Raw genomic sequence first — 20,216 nt, 5'->3', positions numbered from 1 at the left:
TCGCGAGGGGAATTAGTCACGTTCGCACAGTTCTGCCGCGGAGAGGGTGAAGCCCGATTTGATCCAACGTTCCTCAAGCTCGCGGAGGCGCTGGCCGAGGGCTGGTCCTTGGTATTCCGGCATGAGATCGGCAGCTTTTACTGGAAATACCTGACGGGTCGCGTGCTGGATGTCGGCGAGTTCATCAAGATCAAAGGGCTGCCCCATCAACGCTTGCCGCACGAGGTATGTATCGACGGCGGTTTCCTTGAAACGGTAGCCGAGTTCGTCGATATCAGTCCCTAATCCAGCCCGAATTATCTCCAGTTTCTTTGCCTCAGCGTTCGACAAACGGAGCCGTTCGACAGCTTCTTTCCCGCCGATAGTGGCAAGACGGCGCATCGCGTCAGGCGCGGTCCCCCCTTCCAGATGGACCAGCACGGCAAGCGGCTGAGCGGTTGCCCCTGGCAGGATCGCGTTGAGCGCACCGCAACTTTGCATCGCCGCCAGCGCAGGCGCAGGATCGGGGGCGCTGAGCAGTTTTTTCATCTCCGCGCCGATACGCTCTGCTGAAAGAGCCTCCAGCCCGTCGATATTCTCTGCGCAAGCAGCAAGGCCATCGGCGTCGATCCCGATCTCAGGGTCGCCGTACCACGCGGTAAACCGGAAAAACCGAAGGATGCGGAGGTAGTCCTCGCGGATGCGCTTGTCCGCATTGCCGATAAACCGGACGTGCCGCGCTTCGAGATCGGGAATGCCGCCGACAGGGTCGATAATGGTCCCGTCCGGTGCGGCGTAGAGCGCGTTCATCGTGAAGTCGCGACGCTTTGCGTCGTCCTCGATATTGTCAGCAAACGCCACGACCGCGTGCCGACCGTCAGTTTCGACGTCTTGGCGGAACGTGGTGATCTCGTACGGCTCACCGCCCGAGATGACGGTGATCGTGCCGTGGTCGATGCCTGTCGGAATGGCTTTCAAACCGGCCTTTTTCGCCAGTGTTAGAGTCTTTTCAGGCAATGCACTGGTGCAAACATCGAGGTCGGACACAGGCGCGCCGATCAGCGCATTCCGCACGCAGCCGCCCACGAAAAACGCCTGATAGCCTGCATCCGTCAGCATACGGCACACCGTTTGCGAGCGTTCGGATGTGAGCCAGTCAGCCGTTATGCGCATAGCCGTTCCGCCAGTCCTCTGAGCATGCGCGCTGTGGCGCCCCAGATATAATACGGACCATACGGGACAACGTAAAACGACCGTCTGGTGCCCTGCCAACGGCGGCTTTCGATGCGGTAGTTCGCCGGATTTGCGATATGTTCGAAGGGTACGCGAAACACTTCTTCGACCTCGCCAGCTTCGGGGATTGGGGTGAAATCACCTTTGATCAATGCGAGCACCGGAGTGGCGAGGAACGCCGTCACCGTTTCATGTGGCGGCAAAAGGCCAAGAATTTCAACTTGATCAGGGTTCAGGCCGACTTCTTCGTTGGCCTCGCGAAGTCCGGCTTCGATCAACGTCTCGCCCGCTTCGACCTTACCGCCGGGAAAGGCGATCTGTCCGGGGTGATGCTTCAGACGGGCAGAACGCTTTGTCAGCACCAGTTGGCCAGCCTCATCGAACGCCACCAGAACGGCGGCGGGGCGGAGCTGGCGCTGTTGGGGGAGTTTCAGGTTCGGATTCAGGTCGAAATCCGAAGAGTCGCCGCCCTGAACAGTCAGGGCAGCGCGCAATTTTTCATGCGGATCAAGCGTCGGAGTCATCCGGCTTTTCCGTGGCTTCGAAGCCGAGCGTTTTCGGGTCGAACTCGTAATGAGCGCCGCAGAACTGGCAATCGGCGGTCACGATGCCTTCGTCGGTGGTCATGTGCGCGATGTCCTTTGCCGAGTAGATCGACAGGCTTTCGCGAACGCGATCGGACGAGCACGAGCACCCGAATTTCACCGTTTGCGGATCGTACACGCGCGGCTGTTCTTCGTGGAACAGACGGACGAGCAGTTCGGTCGGCTGAACGGTCGGCCCGATCAGTTCGAGGTCATCGACCGAGTCCAGCAGCACATTCGCACGGTTCCAGTTGTCGCCTTCATCCTCGTCGAGGATGTCGTTCGCGGTCAGCAGGCCCTCTTCGCCGCTGCCACCTTCGGACGCGACAAACGGGGACGCTTTGGGCATGTGCTGCAGCATAACACCCCCAGCGCGCCAGCTTTCGACACCGCCACGCATCTGCGACTTGCCAAACGACAACTCGAAACGGGTCGGCAGCTGTTCGGACTGGGCAAAGTACGTCTCTGCGCACGAGGTCAGCGAGCCACCCGAGATCGGGGTAATGCCCTGATACGGGGTCGTGCCCTGACCTTGGTCGATCAGAATGGCAAAGTAGCCGCGTCCGATCTGGTCAAACGCAGGTGCGTTCGGGTCCAGCTTTTCTTTGTCGAACGACGCATAGGCGCGGATGCGGGCCAGCTCGCCCTCTTTTTGGGGAGCGTAGTAATCGGTCGCGATAATGCGAGCACCACCATCACCGCGCACCTGAAGCGACAGCTTCCAGCGCAGTTTCATGGTCTGACCGATCAGCGCGGTCAGCAGCGCCATCTCGGCCACCAGAGCCTCGATCTGCGCAGGGTAATCGTGCTGGCTCAGAATTTGGTCGAGCACTCCGTCAAGACGCGCGACGCGGCCGCGAACGTCCGAGCGATCGAGTTGAAACGGAAGGACGGTATCGTCCCAGGCGATTTGACTGCCGAGGGTCATGGGCTTTCCTTGATGTGCGGAAGTTGGCATACCGCTTCCATATAGGCACATCAAGCGCGGGTCCAAGGGGGTACGTGGTGATCAGACGATTTGGCGAGGCCGTGAGGGCCGATCAACGCTACCGCAGGCGCCCCGGCGCGTATGTGATCCTTGAGCGGGATAGACGTTTTCTGCTGACGTTTCAGGAAGCGCCGGAGCCCGAATTCCAGCTGCCTGGCGGCGGGATCGATCCCGGCGAGCATCCAGTCCCTGCCCTTCACCGCGAGGTCTATGAGGAAACCGGCTACACAATGGGCGCGCCGCGCAAGCTGGGTGTCTACAAACGCTACTGCTACCTGCCCGACTACGGCTACTGGGCCGAGAAGGTCTGCCACATCTATACCGCGCGCCCGATCCAGCGGCTCGGTCCACCGCTGGAAAAGGGTCACACGGCGGTCTGGGCAACGCTCAACGAAGCGCTTGTTCTGCTGACCAACGAGGGCGATAACTGGTTTGTTGCCAATTACTTCGGCAACTGACGCCCTTCGACGATCATGCCGTAAAGCGTGGTCAGGATGCTGATGCCAACAAGCGTCATGATCCACGTGCCGAGCATCGACAGACCCTCTGCGACGATGGGCATATAAACACCAATCGCTGTGCGCACCGCCTCGATGACGGTATTGATCAACGCGATGAAAAGCGCCGCTTGGAAAATCGCGCCCGACAGTTCTGCCGTTTTGCTCCAGCTTTCGCGGATACCCATCTTTTCCCCGATGGCGCGGGCCGGAAGGCAGATCGAAAGCCGGAACACGAGGTAGCTGACACCGATACCGAAGATGAATGCGTAGAGGAACAAACCAAACGTGAACCCGAGCAGCGGGAAAAGCACCACGCTCAACAGTCCGATCGCCAGCATGATGATCAAGCCGATCAGAAGGGATTTTCCTGCATAGGCGGTCACAGTGCCAAAGTTGAACGAGGGCACGATGCCGAGCTTGTCCTCGACAAGGATGTAGCGGTGCCACGACACGGCCATCCAGCTTGCCATCAAGAGGTAAAGAATGATGGAAATGGGAACGAGCATCGCAACCGATTGCAACTGCGGATCCGAAAGACCGCTGGCCGGATCAACAGCAGATGCGTCACCTGAAAGCGTGTCCAGAACGGCGGGATCAGTAAACAGCGCACCGAAATCGACGCCGAGCGCCAGGCCAATCAGATAGACGAGGAGCAACCCAATCACGATCGGCGCGAGGGTGACGCGCAGCGCGGCTCCGAGGTTCATAACGACCATGCGAAGCGAGTGTTTGACGATGTCCCAGCCCATAATTTGACCCTTTGAATGAAATACAGAGTTTAGATCGCAATCTCTTTCCGTTCGGTCAATGGCGTTCCCTTGCTTGCGGTCGCAAAAACCTATATCGCGCTGGCGATACGTGAATTTGGAGGCCTGCCGATGTCCGCGCCCAAGAAAGTCGTCCTCGCCTATTCTGGCGGTCTTGATACCTCGATCATCCTGAAGTGGCTGCAGACGGAGTACGGCTGCGAAGTCGTGACCTTCACCGCCGACCTCGGTCAGGGTGAAGAGCTGGAACCGGCCCGTGCCAAGGCAGAACTGCTCGGTATCAAGTCCGAAAACATCTACATCGAAGACGTCCGCGAAGAGTTCGTGCGTGACTTCGTCTTCCCGATGTTCCGCGCCAACACGCTTTACGAAGGTCTCTACCTTCTGGGCACCTCGATCGCCCGCCCGCTGATCTCCAAGCGCCTTGTCGAGATCGCGAAAGAAACCGGTGCGGACGCTGTGGCTCACGGCGCAACCGGCAAAGGCAACGACCAGGTTCGTTTCGAACTGTCCGCCTACGCGCTGAACCCTGAAATTCAGGTCATCGCGCCGTGGCGTGAGTGGGATCTGACCTCGCGCACCAAACTAATCGAATTCGCCGAAGCACACCAGATTCCGATCGCCAAGGACAAGCGCGGCGAGGCACCGTTCTCGGTCGACGCCAACCTGCTGCACACCTCGTCGGAAGGTAAAGCACTGGAAGATCCGGCTGCAGAAGCACCTGAATATGTCTACCAGCGCACCGTTTCGCCGGAAGAAGCACCGAACGAGCCCGAATTCATCGAAGTGACTTTCGAAAAGGGTGACGCGGTTGCCATCAACGGCGAAGCCATGTCCCCCGCGACCATCCTGACCAAGCTCAACGAGCTTGGCGGCAAGCACGGCATCGGTCGCCTCGACTTCGTTGAAAACCGCTTCGTCGGTATGAAGTCGCGCGGCATCTACGAAACTCCGGGCGGTACCGTTCTGCTCGAAGCTCACCGCGGTATCGAACAGATCACCCTCGACGCAGGCGCTGGCCACCTCAAGGACAGCATCATGCCGCGTTACGCAGAGCTGATCTACAACGGCTTCTGGTTCTCGCCCGAGCGTGAGATGCTGCAAGCCCTGATCGACAAGTCGCAGGAAAACGTCACGGGCACCGTTCGTCTGAAGCTCTACAAGGGTTCGGCAACTACCGTTGGCCGTTGGTCGGACTACTCGCTCTATTCCGAAAAGCACGTCACCTTCGAAGAAGACGCCGGTGCTTACGATCAGAAGGACGCCGCTGGCTTCATCCGCCTGAACGCGCTGCGCCTCAAACTGATCGCGACCCGTAACCGCCGCGTTGCCGACAAAGGCTGACGCAGCGTTTCGATTGATTGAAAATGGGCCGTCCCCTAGCCGTTGACGTTAACGGCAATCAGGGGGCGGCCCATGACTTTTGAAGACAACGTTGCGATCATTCGCAAAGGCACCGAGCGCGCGTCGCTCAGCGATACGCTGAAGTTCGACTGCGGCGATGATGGTTGCATCGTGCTTGGGCCGGAGGGCGTTGCGACCGCTGACGCTCCAGCCGACTGCACTATTCGCATTTCTACGGATAATCTGTCGAAATTGCTTCACGGCAAGCTCAACCCCATGACCGGCGTCATGATGGGCAAACTGAAGGTGTCGGGCAATCCCGCAGTGGCGATGAAGCTTGGTCAGCTGATTTCGCAGTCTCTATGAAATCAATGGGTTAGAGGATTTCTGGTAATTCTGAATCAGCTGACGACCAACCACACCTGCAACTGGACAAAACAAAGCCCGCTCGCGCGGGCTTTTAACATAATCTTTTTGCGTATTCCGCTGGTTTAGAGCCGCATTTCCTGAACTTCGGCCAGATCGGGAATCACGTCAGCGGTACCCTTCCGCGTCACCATCAACGCCGCCGCGCGCGTGGCCTGACCGATCGCCTGACCGATCGGCATTCCACGATCCAGTCCGGCGAGGACGTAACCGGTGAACGTGTCACCGGCCCCCGTCGTATCGACCGGCGTGACAGGCAGCGCGTCGAACTGGGTCCGCTTGCCATCCTCGACCAGCAACGCACCCTTCCCGCCCATCGTCACGATAACAGACTGAACGCCAAGCTCTTCGGGTTCCTTGCCCAGCGCATCGCGGAGCTGCTGCATCTCGATCTCATTCAGGATGAGGAAGTCGAGCAGCGGCAGAACCTTTGCCACGGCATCCGCGCTAAACGGCGCAGCGGCGTAGGCGATCTTGAGGCCCATGCGCTTGCCAAGCTCCAGCGCTTCCACCTGCGCGTTGGTTTCGTTCTGCGTCACGACCCAGTCACCGACCTGAGCCTCGGAAAGAGCGTTCGCCACGAGGTCCATCGGGATTTCAACGTTCGCGCCTTGGTGCAGGATGATCGAGTTTTCACCATCAGCAGCCACGGCAATCACTGCCTCTGCCGGATCAGCCTCGATGCGACGGATCGCACGGGTGTCGACGCCGTATTCGGTCAGACGTTCAACGGTCCAGCCGGCGCCATGCCCCACCGCGCCGATATGGCGAGCGGTACCGCCCGCGCGGGCGATGGCGACGGACATGTTCGCGCCCTTCCCTCCAAGGAACACCTGCCGCCCCGTGGACGGCAGGGTTTCACCTGGAGCAACGATGTGCGGCACAAAGTAAACGATGTCGCTATTGATCGACCCGAGATTCCATACCGCCATAGTTCGCTCCGTTTATTTGACCTTGCAGGCCGCCATTACTGCCATGTTCAGGATGTCGTTGACAGTCGATACCGTCGAACAGATCTGAATCGGCTTGTCCACACCAGACAAAATCGGACCGATCACGGTTGCGCCAGCCATCTCCTGCATGAGCTTTACCGAGATCGAGGCCGAGTGACGGGCCGGAACGACAAGCACATTGGCGGGCCCTGTGAGACGGCTGAACGGGTAATGCTCTGCCGATTTGGGGTTCAGCGCGACGTCTACGGTCATTTCGCCTTCGTATTCGAAATCCACACCCCGCGCGTCGAGGATTTTCGGCGCAATGTGCATCTTCTCCGCGCGTTCAGACACAGGATAGCCGAAGGTCGAGAACGAAACAAAAGCGACGCGCGGCTCGAGGCCGAGGTCACGCGCAACTTCAGCGCCGCGCTCTGCGATGTCCGCAAGGTCCAACTCGTCCGGCCATTCGTGAACAAGCGTATCCGCGATCAGGACGATGCGGCCCTTGTTCAGCACTGCAGAGATGCCGACCGCGCCGGTTTTCGGCTGCGCATCGAACACGTGGTTGATCAATTCAAGAACGTGGGCCGATTTGCGCGTCGCGCCAGTGACCAGACAGTCGCCGTGACCATGCGCCACCATCAGCGCTCCGAAGACGTGACGATCACGCGCCGCGAGGCGGTGGATGTCCTGACGGTCGTAGCCTTTGCGCTGGAGCCGCTTGTAGAGGAAGTCTTTGTAGGTATTTAGATGCTCGGTGTTACGCGCGTTGACCACTTCGATTTCCGAAACAGCGTCGGCCATCCCTTCGGCGATGAGCAGGTCCTCGACTTCCTTCTCGCGGCCAATGACGAGCGCTTTGCCAAGGCCGTTGCGCTGGTACTGTACCGCAGCGCGCAGCACGCGGGGATCGTCGCCCTCCGCGAACACGATGGTTGCTTGGGCCGCACGGGCGCGGGCGTTGATGTTGCGCAGGATGTTCGCGGTCGGGTCCATACGGGACTTCAGCGACAGCTCGTATCCTTCCATATCCACGATCGGACGACGCGCAACGCCGGTGTCCATACCAGCACGCGCCACGGCGGGCGGAATGCGGTGGATCAGACGCGGGTCGAACGGGGTCGGGATAATGTAGTCACGGCCAAATGACAGCTTGCGACCATAGGCCAGCGCCACTTCATCCGGTACGTCCTCGCGGGCGAGTTCGGCCAGAGCATTCGCACAAGCGATCTTCATCTCGTCATTGATCGCACGGGCATGGATGTCGAGCGCACCGCGGAAAAGGTACGGGAAACCGAGCACGTTGTTCACCTGGTTCGGGTAGTCCGAACGACCGGTAGCGACGATGGCGTCTTCGCGGACCTGATGCGCTTCTTCCGGAGTGATCTCCGGATCGGGGTTCGCCATTGCGAAGATAACGGGGTTCGGCGCCATCGTGGCAACCATCTCCTGCGTCACGGCACCTTTGGCCGAAACGCCGAGGAACACGTCAGCATCCTTCATCGCATCAGCGAGGCTGCGGGCATCGGTGACAGCGGCGTGGGCAGACTTCCACTGGTTCATACCTTCGGTACGGCCCTGATAGATCACGCCCTTGGTATCGCACATGATGCAGTTATCCTGCTTCGCACCCATGGCCTTAACCAGTTCGAGGCACGCGATACCGGCAGCGCCAGCGCCGTTGAGGACGATTTTGCAGTCTTCGATCTTCTTGCTCGACAGATGCAGCGCGTTGATCAGACCGGCAGCGCAGATCACGGCGGTGCCGTGCTGGTCGTCGTGGAAGACGGGAATGTCCATTTCTTCCTTGAGGCGCTGCTCGATGATGAAACACTCGGGCGCTTTGATGTCCTCGAGGTTAATACCACCGAACGACGGTCCCATCAGGCGCACGGCACGGCAGAATTCGTCCGGATCTTCGGTGTCGAGCTCAAGGTCGATGGAGTTCACATCGGCGAACCGCTTGAAGAGCACCGATTTGCCCTCCATCACCGGCTTCGAAGCCAGCGCGCCAAGGTTACCAAGGCCGAGAACAGCCGTACCGTTCGAAATCACCGCAACAAGATTGCCCTTGTTCGTGTAGTCGTAGGCGGTTTCAGGATCGGCGTGGATTTCTTCGCACGGGATCGCAACACCGGGGGAATACGCAAGCGACAGATCGCGCTGCGTCATCATAGGCACGGTGGCCGAGACCTCCCACTTGCCCGGGGCCGGTTCCATGTGAAACGTCAGCGCATCTTCTCGCGTGACACGTGCCTTGGTCATATTTGTTCCTCCGTTAGCGCCCATCAGGATTACAGCCCCTTGACCCTCAGCCGCAACGGCGTTGTTTTCTACTTTCGTCGCTAACATTGGCGCTTTAGGTAAGTTTCCGCACGAGCAGAGGAACAGATATGAGCAACGTGACGCCAATGATGGCGCAATACCTCGAAATCAAGGAAGCCCACCCCGGCGCGCTGTTGTTCTATCGCATGGGCGATTTCTACGAGATGTTCTTTGACGATGCGGTTGCGGCGTCAGAGGCGCTCGATATCGCGCTGACAAAACGCGGCAAACTGAACGACCAGGACATCCCCATGTGCGGCGTCCCCGTTCACGCCGCCGAAGGGTATCTGCTCACTCTGATCCGTAAGGGTTTCCGTGTTGGTGTCTGCGAACAGCTCGAAGATCCTGCAGAAGCGAAGAAGCGCGGCTACAAGGCCGTGGTCAAGCGCGACGTCGTGCGTCTGGTCACACCCGGCACGCTGACCGAGGACTCGCTGCTTGACGCCCGCCGTCACAACTTCCTTGCTGCATTTGCCGAGGTCCGCGACGAGAGTGCGCTGGCTTGGGTCGATATCTCGACCGGCGCCTTCAACGTGATGACCTGCGGCACCAACCGTCTGTCCCCCGAACTGGCCCGCCTGACCCCGCGCGAAGTTCTGCTCGCCGATGGATCGGCGATGGAGAAGGTCGTTCGCGAAGCTGGCGCCTCTGTCACCGACCTCGGGCGGAGTGCATTTGACAGCACATTGGGCGAAAAGCGCCTGTGTAGTCTCTATGATGTCGCCTCACTGGATGCGTTCGGCACCTTCACCCGCGCCCAGATTTCCGCGATGGCCGCAATCGTTGAATATCTGGAGATTACGCAGAAGGGCAATCTGCCCCTGCTCCGCACACCGGTTGTCGAAGGCGAAGCCGCCAATATGCAGATCGACGCCGCCACGCGTCGCTCGCTGGAGCTGACGCACGGCACCACTGGCGGTCGCGCTGGATCACTGCTGGCAACAATCGACCGGACGCTCACGGCTGCAGGTGCGCGTTTGTTGGAACGCCGGCTGTCGTCGCCCTCCCGCCACCTCGAAACGATCATGGTGCGGCAGGACGCTATCACCTTCCTGACCGAAGACAGCAAACTACGCGGCACCCTTCGCGATTGTTTCCGCAGTGTTCACGACGTCGACCGCGCCCTGTCCCGCCTCGCACTGGATCGCGGTGGTCCGCGCGATATCGCAGCGGTTCGCAATACCCTGACCCAAGCCGAGCAGGTTGCGGCCTACCTGAACGACGACATGCCCGCGCTGCTCGCCCAATCCGCAGCAGATCTGACCGGCCATGACGAGTTGCTGGACCTTCTGGACCAAGCGCTTGTCGCCGAACCGCCTATGCTCGCCCGCGACGGCGGCTTCATCGCACCCGGTTATGATGCCGAGCTCGACGAAGCGCGCGAGCTCCGCGACGAAGGCCGTGGCGTGATCGCTCGGATGCAGCAGCAGTACGCTGAGCTCTCCGGCGTCAATTCACTGAAGATCAAGCACAACAACGTCCTCGGCTACTTCATCGAAACCCCCGCCACCCACGCGGAAAAGATGATGGCTCCGCCTCTGAACGAGACCTTCATCCACCGTCAGACGACCGCCAATCAGGTGCGTTTCACGACCGTCGAGCTTAGCGACATCGAAACCCGTATCCTGAATGCCGGTGGGCGTGCGCTGGAGATCGAAAAGCGGCTTTTTTCCAGCCTAAGAAACGAAATCATCGGCCAAGCCGGTCGTCTCTCTGCCATGGCCCGCGCACTAGCCGAGCTCGACGTTTGCTGCGGCCTCGCCGACCTTGCCCGCGCTGAAAACTGGGTCCGCCCCGTGATCGACAGCTCACGCGCATTCGAGCTCAAAGGCGGCCGTCACCCCGTCGTGGAACAGGCGCTAAAAAAGGACGGCGAAGCGTTCGTTGCCAACGATTGTGAGCTGACCGACACAAACATTTGGCTACTCACTGGTCCGAACATGGCCGGTAAGTCGACCTTCCTTCGTCAGAACGCGCTAATCGCTGTCCTCGCTCAGATGGGCGCTTGGGTTCCAGCCCAGTCCGCCCACATCGGCCTCGTCAGCCAGATCTTCAGCCGCGTCGGCGCCTCCGACGACCTTGCCCGTGGCCGCTCGACGTTCATGGTCGAAATGGTGGAAACCGCCGCGATCTTGAATCAAGCCGACGACCGCGCTCTGGTGATCCTCGATGAAATCGGTCGCGGGACAGCCACCTATGACGGCCTCTCAATCGCGTGGGCCACTCTCGAGCACCTGCACGACGTGAACCGCTGCCGCGCGCTTTTCGCAACGCATTATCACGAAATGTGCCAGCTCGCGGACAAGCTCGACGGCGTCGCCAATGCCACCGTGGCCGTCCGCGAATGGGAAGGCGACGTTATCTTCCTGCACGAAGTTCGCAAAGGCACCGCCGACCGCAGCTACGGTGTGCAAGTCGCCCGCCTTGCAGGGCTGCCGCCTGCCGTGGTCGAACGCGCGAAGGTCGTCCTTGAAGCGTTGGAAAAAGGCGACCGCGAGGGCGGCAGTAAACAGAAGGCGATTATCGACGACCTGCCACTCTTTGCCGCTGTCGCCGCGCCGCCCACTCCGCAAACCAAGATCGAACCGTCAAAGGTCGATGCCAAACTCAAGGACATCTTCCCCGACGACCTGAGCCCGCGTGAAGCGCTTGCCCTGCTCTACGAACTGAAAGAGCTGGCGCAATAACGCACCAGCCCTCTTCATTCTGATAAAAATACCTCGGGGGTTCGGGGGCAGCGCCCCCGAGCGACCTCAGGAAGCAGGCATCGACGACACGCCAACCTGTGCCGGACGCAGTAGGCGGTCGTGCAGGAAGAAGCCGTGGCCCGAAACCTGAATGATCTCGCCTGCCTTTGTACCCGGAACTGGAGCTTCGAACATCGCTTCGTGCTGCTGCGGGTCGAAACGTTCACCGACTTCCGGCGCGATGCGGCTGATGCCGTGCTTTTCGAACACGTTGATCAGAGCACGCATGGTCAGTTCGATACCTTCGATCAGCGCAGCCTGCGCCTCACGCTGGTCTTCAGAAATCGCTTCGATCGCGCGCTGCATGTTGTCGTAGACCGGCAGCAGATCGCGGGCGAGCTTGGAGCCGCCGTACTGTTCTGCTTCACGGCGGTCACGTTCACCACGCTTGCGGGCGTTCTCGGCATCCGCAACGGCACGCATAAAGCGGTCCTTGAATTCGTCACGCTCTGCGGTCAGGGCAGCGATCGTTTCGGCATTCGCTTCATTGGCTTCCTGCTCGAATTCGTCGCCTTCTGCTGCCAGTTCATCGAGGCTTTTCGGTTCTTCGCTCATTCTCGTTTCCCTCAATTCTGGCCGGAAATCATACGCCCGACCAGCTGCGCTGTGTAATCCACGATCGGAACGATCCGGCCATAGTTGAGCCGCGTCGGTCCGATGACGCCTACGGCGCCAATAATCTTACGGTCGGCGTTCATATAGGGAGAAACCACCAAAGAGGAACCCGAAAGTGAAAAAAGCTTGTTTTCGGAGCCAATAAAAATGCGCACACCCTCGCCATCTTCGGCGAGTTCGAGGAATTCGGCGATGTCCTGCTTGCGCTCAAGGTCGTCGAACAGCGTTCGGATGCGTTCAAGGTCATCCGGAGTGCCGGATTCGCCCAGCAGGTTGCCTCGCCCACGCACGATGAGTCGCTCGGTGGATTCGCCGCGATCTTCCCAGACCGCGATACCGCTCTCGACCATCTGAGCGGCAAGCGTGTCGATCTCCTGACGGCGCTTCTTGATCTCTGCGGTCACGGCGGAGGCGAGCTGCGACAGCGTTTTCCCCTCTGCAATCGCATTGATGAAGTTCGCAGCCTCACGCAGCGAGCTCGGCGTTTGACCGGCGGGCGGTGTAAACAGGCGGTTCTCGACATTGCCGTCTGCAAACACAAGAACGACCAGCGCCTTTTCGGCTGCAATAGAGACGAATTCGATGTGTTTGATCGGTGCTTCATGCTTCGGCGTCAGCACCAGCGACGCACCATGCGTCACGCCGGATAGCGCTGAGCCAACACGGTCCAGCAGACCGTTTAAATCGCCGGAATTGGTGCCCATCGTCTGATCGATCTTCTGACGATCCTCGCCCGACAGGTTCACCTCGAGCAATCCGTCAACGAACATCCGCAACCCGTTCTGCGTCGGAATGCGCCCGGCAGAGGTATGCGGACTGCCCAACAGCCCCATATATTCGAGGTCCTGCATCACGTTGCGGATCGTGGCCGCGCTGACCTTTTCGGACATGCTATGGGTGAGAGACCGCGATCCTATCGGCGAGCCGGTTTCCAGATAGCCTTCGACAACGCGGCGGAATACCTCGCGCGAGCGGTCGTTCATATCTTCTAACAGAGGCGATCGTGTCATCGTTTCCTAACCCTTCCATTCAAATAAAGGGCACCTATGTGGAACGTCAATCGGGGTTGGTTTTCAGTATCAACCCGCGTATCCCGCTAGCGGTACAGCAAGGAGATTGAATATGCGCCCTTCCGGTCGTCAGGTAAATGAAATGCGCCCCGTCTCGATCGAGGTCGGCGTCACCAAACATGCCGAGGGTTCCTGCCTCATCAAGGTTGGCGATACCCACGTTATGTGCACCGCTACGATCGAAGATCGCGTGCCTCCGTTCATCAAAAATTCCGGCCTCGGTTGGGTCACTGCCGAATACGGTATGCTGCCCCGTTCGACCGGTTCGCGTATGCGCCGTGAAGCTGCCAGCGGCAAGCAAGGCGGCCGTACCGTTGAAATCCAGCGCCTGATCGGCCGCTCGCTGCGCGCTGGTGTTGACCGCGTGGCCCTTGGCGAGCGCCAGATTACCATCGACTGTGACGTTCTTCAGGCCGACGGCGGCACCCGCTGCGCCTCGATCACCGGTGGTTGGGTCGCGCTGAAGCTGGCCGTTAACAAGCTGATGAAAGCCGGCCTCGTCACCAGCGATCCGCTGCCCGAGCCCGTCGCCGCTGTCTCCTGCGGTATCTACGCAGGCCAGCCGGTTCTCGATCTCGATTATCCTGAAGACTCCGAAGCAGGCGTCGACGGCAACTTCGTCATGACCGGCAACCGCCTGATCGAAGTCCAGATGAGCGCCGAAGGTGCCACCTTCTCGCGCGATCAGATGACCCAGCTGCTCGACCTCGCGGACAAAGGCATCGCTGAACTGGTCGCCGCACAAAAGGCCGCGACCGCATGACACGCCGTTTCGAGGGAAAAGAGCTCGTCTTAGCGACCCACAACAAGGGCAAGCTCGAAGAGATCAGCGAAATGCTCGCGCCGTTCGGGATCAAGGTGACATCAGCCGCCGATCACGGCCTCGAAGAGCCTGACGAGTCCGAAAACACGTTTGTCGGCAATGCGCGTATCAAAGCACATTACGCTGCAAAAGAGACTGGTTTGCCCGCACTCGCCGATGATTCCGGCATCGAAATCGACGGCCTGAACGGCGCCCCTGGCGTCTACACTGCCGACTGGGCCGAAACGCCCAACGGTCGCGACTTCGTCATGGCGATGGAAAAGACGTGGAACAAGCTGGAGGAGGCAAACGCCCCCTTCCCGCGCACTGCGCGTTTCTGCTGCACCCTCGTACTTGCATGGCCTGATGGTCACGACGAAGTCTTTGCTGGCGTTATGAATGGACAGATCGTCTGGCCGATGCGTGGCGATCAGGGTCACGGCTATGATCCAATCTTCCAGCCCGAGGGCTACGACGTGACCTTCGGTGAGATGGATCGTTGGGAAAAGAACAAGATCAGCCACCGCGCGGACGCGTTCGCCAAGTTCGTGCAGGGCTGCTTTGCTTGAAGATTGGCAACACGGGGGCTTCGGCCTCTACATTCACTGGCCCTTCTGCCAGTCGAAATGCCCCTACTGTGACTTCAACAGTCACGTGGCGAGCTCTATCGACCAGGATCGATGGGCTCGCGCCTACCTCTCCGAAATTGACCGCGTCGGTGCGCTGACCCAAGGCCGCTTATTGAAGTCCGTCTTCTTCGGTGGAGGGACGCCCAGCCTGATGGATCCGGAACTTGTTGACGCGATCATGACGAAGATCCGTAGAACTTGGCCAATGACCAACAGCGCAGAGGTCACGCTGGAGGCCAATCCGACCTCTGTCGAAGCTGGACGCTTCCGCGGCTACCGCGACGCTGGTGTGAACCGCGTCTCGATGGGAATTCAGTCACTAAACAATCTGGATTTGCGCGCTCTTGGGCGTCTGCATAGTGTCGAAGAAGCCCTCGCAGCGTTTGATATTGCGCGCGGTGTGTTTGATCGTGTGAGCTTCGACCTCATCTACGCGCGGCAGAACCAGACAACACAAGAATGGCGGAACGAGCTGAAACAGGCTCTTTCTTTGGCGGTCGACCACATTTCAATGTACCAACTGACGATCGAGCAAGGCACAGCCTTCGGTGATCGGTATGCCATCGGAAAACTTCGCGGCCTCCCCGACGAGGACTCCGCTGCTGACATGTACGATGTCACACAGGAAGTCGCTGCGCAGATGGGCTTCCCCGCTTACGAAGTGTCTAATCACGCGCCTGAAGGCTCTGAGAGCCAGCATAACCTGATCTATTGGCGCTACGGTGACTACGCGGGGATAGGCCCTGGTGCTCACGGACGCCTGACCCTTGGCGGTCGGAAGTATGCAACTGAAACCTATCGTATGCCGAACGCTTGGCTCGAAGCGGTAGAGCAGCGCGGAAATGGTGAAAACGTCTCTGATACGCTGAGTTTGGACGATCAATTGCATGAGTTTTTGCTTATGGGCCTTCGCGTAACGGACGGCGTTGACCTCAACAGGCTTTCTAATTTTGGCGGCGACGCCTTGCAGCCGAATGTCGCGCGGCTCGAAGACATGGGCTTCCTGACCCACGAAAAAGGCCGGCTCAGATTGACACCTGAAGGCCGGCCCCTGCTCAACGCAGTGCTGCGCGAGTTGCTGGTCGATTAAGACGACGACAGGATCCGCATCACGTCATCCAACTGGTCAAGTGACTCGTAGCGGATACTGATGCGGCCACCTTCGCCATTTGCGTCGTGATCGATAGACACCTTCATCCCGATCTGAGACGAAAGTTCCTGCTCGATTTGGGCCGTATCAGGGTCTTTTGCGGCAGCACGAACGCGGTTGTTTTGGGTCGCTTTTTGCTTCGCCGGATCAGCTTTAGTCAGCTTTTCAGCATCGCGCACCGAAAGTCCCTGTTGAATAATTTTTTGCGCGATTTCCGCAGCCTGCTCGTTGCCAACCAACGTACGCGCGTGCCCAGCGGATAGCTGGCCCTCGATCACATAAGTCTGAACATCACGGGGAAGATTGAGCAGACGGAGCAAATTCGCAATGTGCGAACGGCTCTTCCCTAGTGCCTGGCTCAGCTGCTCTTGCGTATGGCCGAAGCGGTCCATGAGTTGCTTATAGCCTGCCGCCTCATCAATCGCATTGAGATCAGCACGCTGAATATTCTCGATGATCGCAACCTCGAGAACTTCGGTGTCAGAGAATTCGCGGACGATGACTGGCAACTCATGCAGTTGCGCGATCTGCGATGCACGCCAGCGACGTTCACCGGCAACAATCTCGTACTTCGAAGCGTCACGCGGCGACGTCCGGACGATCAAAGGCTGAATGACGCCCTTCTCTTTTACGGAAGACGCAAGCTCCTGTAGCGCTTCATCCGCAAAAGAGCGGCGCGGCTGGTCCGGATTAGGCTCGACACGTTCAATCGCGACCATCATGTCCGGGCGGCGCGGTGCGCTGTCAGCGGCAGCCGGCGTGCGTTCTATGGGTGCATTCACATCAGCCATCAAAGCCGAGAGGCCACGGCCCAACCCACGATTACGGTTCGGTTTGTCTGCCATATCGGCCTCCTGCTCTTATGCTTGGCGCTGAATGAGTTCGGCTGCCAATTCTCGGTACGCGTTCGCACCTCGCGAATTGGGATCATACTCCATAATCGACATCGCGTAAGACGGAGCTTCGCTCAAACGCACATTTCTCGGGATCATCGTCTTGAACACGAGATCCTTGAGGTTTTCGCGAGCGTCCTGCTCTACCTGCGTCGACAGATTGTTGCGGCGGTCAAACATCGTCAGAACTACACCTTCTATCCGAAGATCAGGATTGGCTGTCTGGCGGACCTCGCGAATAGTCAACATCAGCTGGGATAGACCCTCAAGCGCATAGAATTCGCTCTGGAGCGGAACAATCACGGAGTCTGCGGCGACCATTGCGTTGATAGTCAGGAGGTTCAACGACGGTGGACAGTCGATGATGATGTAATCTAACGCGAATGCGTCGACAGAGGGCTGACGAAGCGCATCGTAGAGAAGAAAGCTGCGCTTTTCGTTGGAAATAAGTTCAATATCGGCCGAGCTTAGGTCCGTATTTGCAGGAATCGCCAAAAGATTGGCGATACGCGTCTCCTGCACGGCATCGTAGAGGTTCGCATCGCCAGCAAGAATGTCGTATGTAGTTACTTCGCGCTGATCAGGCTCGATGCCGATCCCGGTCGATGCGTTGCCTTGCGGGTCGAGGTCGACCAAGAGCACGCGACAACCCAACTCAGCCAAGCCAGCCGCGAGGTTTATCGACGTCGTTGTCTTGCCAACTCCGCCCTTCTGGTTTGCGATTGCGATGATTTTCGGAGCTGTCGTTCTGCTCAGGTCAGACACGGGCGATTTCCCTCACTGCTACCAATTTGGCCTCAGCGTCGGTGATACTGTCGTGGAGTTCATAGGCAAAGGACCAATTCTGCTTTGCGGCATCAATTTCGTCGTTGACACCTTTCCCCTTCTGGAAAAGTGCGACACCGCCTTTCCTCAGGTGCTGGTCAGCAAATCCCAGCAGCAGATCGAGGGACGCAAGCGCACGGGCGCTAACGACATCAGCATTCTGTGGGTCGGCCTCTTCGATCCGCTTGGCGATAACCTTTGCATTGAGGTTCAGTTCCCAGATTGCCGTGCGGAGGAAAGTTGCTTTCCGTTGATCGCTTTCGATGAGGGTAAACCGAGCGCCTGGCATCTGTTCTCTGGCGATTGTAGCAAGAACGATGGCTGGAAAACCTCCGCCAGAACCGATATCGACCCAATTGGAGAACTCTGCAGGCGCATTCAACCAGACCTGGGCGGAATCGATGATATGTCGATCCCAAATGTCATCCTGAGTGCCCTTCGCGATCAAATTGATCTTTGTCGTCCACTTGAGAACGAGATCAGAGAATGCTCGAAGGCGGTCCTCTGTTTCACGTGAAACATCAAGACCGGTGATCATGCCGATTTTGCTTTCGATTGCTTTCGTATCTGGGAAATTAGCAGCACCAAAGCGGCCGGTGTCATTCCCTCGATGCGCCCCGCCTGTCCGATTGTAGACGGCCGCGCCTTTTCAAGCTTCAACCGCAGTTCGTTCGAAAGCCCCGAAATACCTGAATAGCTAAATGCGCCTGGAATTATGAGTTGCTCGTCGCGTTGAAGGCTCTCGATATCTTTCTCCTGGCGAGAGATGTAATGCGCATACAAAGCATCCCGCTTGATCTGTTCGCGAATAGGCTTTTCGAAAGCGGTCGCGCTCGGCACCAAGCTAACAAGTTGCTCGTCTTCAAACTCTGCTAACGACAGAGCATCAAGAGCAGACCGAGTTTGCCCGCTTGGGCTAAGGTTCACCCCAGAATTCGCAATTTGGGACGCGGTCAAGCTGACCTGCTGCAGCTCCACCTTGGCCTCGCGAATATCATCCATCTTTTTTGAAAATGCAGACCAGCGCTCATCGCCGACGCATCCGGAATTGCGGCCGAATTCGGTTAGACGCTGATCGGCATTGTCAGCGCGGAGAGACAAACGAAATTCAGCGCGCGATGTGAACATCCGGTACGGTTCCGAAACGCCGCGCGTGATAAGGTCGTCAATCATCACTCCGATATAGCTGGTTGTGCGCGAGAACGTAATCGCGTCCGCATCGCCCCTCGCGGCGTTCAAGCCAGCTACCAGACCTTGGGCAGCTGCCTCCTCATAGCCGGTCGTACCGTTGATTTGGCCTGCGAGATACAGGCCCTGCACGTCGCGCAGCTCCAACGTCGGCTTAAGTGAACGAGGATCAACGTAATCGTACTCAATCGCGTATCCCGGCTGGAGGATCTTCACATCCTCAAGGCCATAGATCGAGCGAACGTAATCCTCCTGAACCTCCACAGGAAGCGAAGTCGAAATGCCGTTGGGATACACGGTGGAATCGTTAACGCCTTCGGGCTCAAGGAAAACTTGGTGGGACGTTTTGTCAGCGAAACGCACCACTTTATCTTCGATCGATGGGCAATAACGCGGCCCTACCCCGTCGATATGTCCGCCATACATCGCGGATCGCGACAGATTTTCGCGAATGATGTCGTGCGTGCGCTCATTCGTATGCGTAATACCACAGGCGATTTGAGGCGCGATAACCGCCTTGGACATGAATGAGAACAGGACCGGCTCGTCGTCTCCAGGCTGGTTGCCCAGAAGATCCCATTTGATCGTCCGGCCATCGAGGCGAGGCGGAGTACCCGTTTTCAGTCGGCCCAGCGGCAATTCGAAGCTATCGAGGCGCTCGGCGAGCTTAATCGAAGGCCTGTCGCCCATCCGGCCTCCGGGTTTTGACACGTCGCCAATATGAATGACGCCACGCAAAAAAGTGCCTGTAGTCAGCACAACATTGCGGCAATTGATCTGCGATCCGTCAGCGAGCTCGACGCCCGAAACGCGGTCGCCCGACATAAGGAGGTCTGTGACTTCACCTTCAACGACGGTCAGGTTGCGCTGGTCGACAGTGAATTTCTGGATAGCTTGTTTGTAAAGCGCTCGGTCAGCCTGCGCGCGAGGCCCCTGCACCGCCGGGCCCTTCTTGCGGTTCAGCAAGCGGAATTGGATGCCCGCAGCATCAGCAGCGCGCCCCATGACGCCATCCAAGGCATCGACTTCGCGCACCAAATGGCCTTTCCCAAGGCCACCGATTGCCGGATTGCACGACATAACACCGAGCGAATCGAACGTCAGCGAGACCAGAGCGGTCTTTGCCCCCATACGGGCGGAGGCATGGGCCGCTTCGGTACCTGCATGGCCACCGCCAATGACGACAACATCAAAGTCCATTTGTTTCACGTGAAAC

General features: G+C 58.7%; 19 protein-coding genes. 7 read left to right on the top strand and 12 right to left on the bottom strand.

Annotated elements, in window-relative coordinates; genetic code table 11:
* Nucleotides 1-12: 12 nt before the first annotated feature.
* Genes IF204_RS13770 through hslO form a run of 3 tightly spaced genes read right to left on the bottom strand, consistent with a single transcriptional unit; the run spans nucleotide 13 to nucleotide 2,724 of the window.
* A complete protein-coding gene (locus tag IF204_RS13770; RefSeq protein WP_194097673.1) occupies nucleotides 13-1,152 on the bottom strand; it encodes a CCA tRNA nucleotidyltransferase in 1,140 nt (379 codons plus the stop codon).
* Nucleotides 1,143-1,736, bottom strand: coding sequence for an NUDIX hydrolase (locus tag IF204_RS13765; RefSeq protein ID WP_194097672.1), 594 nt, complete (start codon nucleotides 1,734-1,736; stop codon nucleotides 1,143-1,145). Before IF204_RS13765 ends, IF204_RS13770 begins: the two co-directional genes overlap by 10 nt.
* A complete protein-coding gene (gene hslO / locus IF204_RS13760; RefSeq protein ID WP_194097671.1) occupies nucleotides 1,720-2,724 on the bottom strand; it encodes an Hsp33 family molecular chaperone HslO in 1,005 nt (334 codons plus the stop codon). The genes IF204_RS13765 and hslO overlap by 17 nt, the downstream gene beginning before the upstream one ends.
* 77 nt (nucleotides 2,725-2,801) lie before the next feature.
* Between hslO and IF204_RS13755 the strand changes: the two genes are divergently transcribed.
* Nucleotides 2,802-3,242, top strand: a complete 441-nt coding sequence (locus tag IF204_RS13755; RefSeq protein WP_194097670.1) for an NUDIX hydrolase — start codon at nucleotides 2,802-2,804, stop codon at nucleotides 3,240-3,242.
* Here IF204_RS13755 and IF204_RS13750 read toward each other — a convergent pair.
* Nucleotides 3,227-4,033 (bottom strand): YjgN family protein, encoded by an 807-nt coding sequence (locus IF204_RS13750; protein WP_194097669.1) that lies wholly within the window; start codon nucleotides 4,031-4,033, stop codon nucleotides 3,227-3,229. The two genes, IF204_RS13755 and IF204_RS13750, sit on opposite strands and share 16 nt — an antisense overlap.
* Before the next feature lie 129 nt (nucleotides 4,034-4,162).
* On the opposite strand from IF204_RS13750, the gene IF204_RS13745 reads away from it, so the two are divergent.
* Together IF204_RS13745 and IF204_RS13740 are read left to right on the top strand one after the other, a co-directional pair.
* Nucleotides 4,163-5,395, top strand: coding sequence for an argininosuccinate synthase (locus tag IF204_RS13745; protein WP_194097668.1), 1,233 nt, complete (start codon nucleotides 4,163-4,165; stop codon nucleotides 5,393-5,395).
* Between the two features lie 72 nt (nucleotides 5,396-5,467).
* Nucleotides 5,468-5,761, top strand: a complete 294-nt coding sequence (locus tag IF204_RS13740; protein ID WP_194097667.1) for an SCP2 sterol-binding domain-containing protein — start codon at nucleotides 5,468-5,470, stop codon at nucleotides 5,759-5,761.
* A gap of 125 nt (nucleotides 5,762-5,886) precedes the next feature.
* On the opposite strand, the gene IF204_RS13735 is transcribed toward IF204_RS13740, so the two are convergent.
* The gene (locus IF204_RS13735) at nucleotides 5,887-6,753 is read right to left on the bottom strand and encodes a ribokinase (RefSeq protein ID WP_194097666.1); all 867 of its coding nucleotides are present in this window, start codon (nucleotides 6,751-6,753) and stop codon (nucleotides 5,887-5,889) included.
* A gap of 12 nt (nucleotides 6,754-6,765) precedes the next feature.
* The gene (locus IF204_RS13730; RefSeq protein WP_194097665.1) at nucleotides 6,766-9,021 is read right to left on the bottom strand and encodes an NADP-dependent malic enzyme; all 2,256 of its coding nucleotides are present in this window, start codon (nucleotides 9,019-9,021) and stop codon (nucleotides 6,766-6,768) included.
* Nucleotides 9,022-9,149: 128 nt separating this feature from the next.
* Here IF204_RS13730 and mutS point away from each other — a divergent pair, with 128 nt between their 5' ends.
* The gene (mutS, locus tag IF204_RS13725) at nucleotides 9,150-11,768 is read left to right on the top strand and encodes a DNA mismatch repair protein MutS (protein ID WP_228069202.1); all 2,619 of its coding nucleotides are present in this window, start codon (nucleotides 9,150-9,152) and stop codon (nucleotides 11,766-11,768) included.
* 66 nt (nucleotides 11,769-11,834) lie between these two features.
* On the opposite strand, the gene IF204_RS13720 is transcribed toward mutS, so the two are convergent.
* Together IF204_RS13720 and hrcA are read right to left on the bottom strand one after the other, a co-directional pair.
* On the bottom strand, nucleotides 11,835-12,383 hold the full coding sequence (locus tag IF204_RS13720; protein WP_194097664.1) for a nucleotide exchange factor GrpE: 549 nt from the start codon (nucleotides 12,381-12,383) through the stop codon (nucleotides 11,835-11,837).
* Between the two features lie 11 nt (nucleotides 12,384-12,394).
* Nucleotides 12,395-13,453 carry a heat-inducible transcriptional repressor HrcA gene (hrcA, locus tag IF204_RS13715; protein ID WP_194097663.1) on the bottom strand — a complete coding sequence of 353 codons (1,059 nt, stop codon included), beginning with the start codon at nucleotides 13,451-13,453 and terminating at the stop codon, nucleotides 12,395-12,397.
* Nucleotides 13,454-13,565: 112 nt separating this feature from the next.
* Between hrcA and rph the strand changes: the two genes are divergently transcribed.
* From rph to hemW, 3 genes are read left to right on the top strand one after another with little or no spacing between them, the layout of a single operon-like run.
* Complete coding sequence (gene rph, locus IF204_RS13710) at nucleotides 13,566-14,276, top strand: ribonuclease PH (RefSeq protein WP_167636344.1); 711 nt, start codon at nucleotides 13,566-13,568, stop codon at nucleotides 14,274-14,276.
* Nucleotides 14,273-14,884, top strand: coding sequence for an RdgB/HAM1 family non-canonical purine NTP pyrophosphatase (gene rdgB, locus IF204_RS13705; RefSeq protein ID WP_194097662.1), 612 nt, complete (start codon nucleotides 14,273-14,275; stop codon nucleotides 14,882-14,884). The genes rph and rdgB overlap by 4 nt, the downstream gene beginning before the upstream one ends.
* Nucleotides 14,877-16,034, top strand: a complete 1,158-nt coding sequence (gene hemW, locus IF204_RS13700; protein ID WP_194097661.1) for a radical SAM family heme chaperone HemW — start codon at nucleotides 14,877-14,879, stop codon at nucleotides 16,032-16,034. Before rdgB ends, hemW begins: the two co-directional genes overlap by 8 nt.
* On the opposite strand, the gene IF204_RS13695 is transcribed toward hemW, so the two are convergent.
* Genes IF204_RS13695 through mnmG form a run of 4 tightly spaced genes read right to left on the bottom strand, consistent with a single transcriptional unit; the run spans nucleotide 16,031 to nucleotide 20,209 of the window.
* The gene (locus IF204_RS13695) at nucleotides 16,031-16,939 is read right to left on the bottom strand and encodes a ParB/RepB/Spo0J family partition protein (RefSeq protein ID WP_194097660.1); all 909 of its coding nucleotides are present in this window, start codon (nucleotides 16,937-16,939) and stop codon (nucleotides 16,031-16,033) included. The two genes, hemW and IF204_RS13695, sit on opposite strands and share 4 nt — an antisense overlap.
* Nucleotides 16,940-16,954: 15 nt before the next feature.
* Nucleotides 16,955-17,752 (bottom strand): ParA family protein, encoded by a 798-nt coding sequence (locus tag IF204_RS13690; RefSeq protein ID WP_194097659.1) that lies wholly within the window; start codon nucleotides 17,750-17,752, stop codon nucleotides 16,955-16,957.
* Nucleotides 17,745-18,350, bottom strand: a complete 606-nt coding sequence (gene rsmG / locus IF204_RS13685; RefSeq protein WP_194097658.1) for a 16S rRNA (guanine(527)-N(7))-methyltransferase RsmG — start codon at nucleotides 18,348-18,350, stop codon at nucleotides 17,745-17,747. Before rsmG ends, IF204_RS13690 begins: the two co-directional genes overlap by 8 nt.
* Entirely contained in the window at nucleotides 18,347-20,209 is a 1,863-nt protein-coding gene (gene mnmG / locus IF204_RS13680) for a tRNA uridine-5-carboxymethylaminomethyl(34) synthesis enzyme MnmG (protein WP_194097657.1), read from the bottom strand. Before mnmG ends, rsmG begins: the two co-directional genes overlap by 4 nt.
* Nucleotides 20,210-20,216: the final 7 nt, after the last annotated feature.

It is taken from the genome of Marivivens aquimaris (genome assembly GCF_015220045.1).
GTDB lineage: Bacteria > Pseudomonadota > Alphaproteobacteria > Rhodobacterales > Rhodobacteraceae > Marivivens > Marivivens aquimaris.
This window is presented reverse-complemented; position numbering and strand designations above follow the sequence as displayed.